The sequence below is a fragment of the Candidatus Limnocylindrales bacterium genome (genome assembly GCA_035626395.1).
Lineage (GTDB): Bacteria > Desulfobacterota > Binatia > UBA1149 > CAITLU01 > DASPNH01.
The window spans coordinates 1-1,173 of the sequence record DASPNR010000047.1; the positions used below are offsets into that span (position 1 = coordinate 1).

Genomic DNA, 1,173 nt, shown 5'->3' on the forward strand with positions numbered 1-1,173 from the left:
CGCGGTGGACATCCGCACCACGGGTGCGGGCAACGACATCACGATTGCGGTGTCGAGCACGACCAACGATGCGCTGGTGCTGAACTCCGGCGGCGCGATCACGGTGAACGACACGGTGACGCTGACGGCCAACTCGATGGACGTCGATGCGGTGGGCAACATCACCGACGGGGGCACGGGAGTACTGGCGACGGCGGCCGGGGATCTGGACCTGCGCAGCACCACCGGCACGATCGGGGTGGATGCGACCAATGCGCTCAACGTGAGCGTGGCCGGGGGCAACCTGGTGCTCAGGACCGACGCGGCTGCTGGCGCGGGAGACATCTTCATCACCTCGGCGGCGAATCTCTCGGTAGGTGCGATTACCAGCGGCACAGGAAGCGACGCAGTCGATATCCGCACTACCGGTGGAGCGACGCTCACCATTACGAACGCGACGGAGACGCTAACGGGCGACGCAGTCGTGCTCGATAGCGGCACGGGAACGCTGACGATTGCGGATACGGCATTTGATGTAGCTGCGGGCAGCCTGTCGCTCACGGGTGATGAGATCAATCTGACCGGTGGTGACGACTCGATACGCGGCAACGGCGGCACGATCCTGCTTCGTCCGAGCACGACGAGTTTGGATATCAGGATTGGAGCTGCGGCGGACAGCGGCGCGCCGCTGGATCTGATTGCCTCGGACATCACGGCCATCCAAAACGGCTTCACGAGCATCACGATCGGCCGTTCCACCGATGGAACCGGTGCGGTGAGCATCGACGGCACGGTGACCTTCAGCGATCCGACGGCGATTCATGGGGGCTCGATCGTTGATACGGGCTTCGTTGTAGGCACGAGTGCCGGCAACGATCTGACGCTGCATGCACGCACAGGTGCCATTGGCACCAGTGTGGCCGATCCGCTGAATGTCAACGTCGGCGGCAATCTGGTGCTGGTGACCGACGCGGCTGCTGGCGCGGCGGACATCTTCGTCACCTCGGCGGCGGACCTGTCGGTGGGCTCGATCACCACCGGTGCGGGGACGGACGCGGTGGACATCCGCACCACGGGTGCGGGCAACGACATCACGATTGCGGTGTCGAGCACGACCAACGATGCGCTGGTGCTGAACTCCGGCGGCGCGATCACGGTGAACGACACGGTGACGCTGACGGCCAACTCGATGGA

Annotated in this window: 1 protein-coding gene; it reads left to right on the forward strand. The window is 64.7% G+C overall.

The genetic code is table 11. The features are described from left to right. On the forward strand, positions 1–1,173 hold a 1,173-nt coding region (locus VEC57_21080), incomplete at both ends, for a hypothetical protein (GenBank protein HYC01638.1).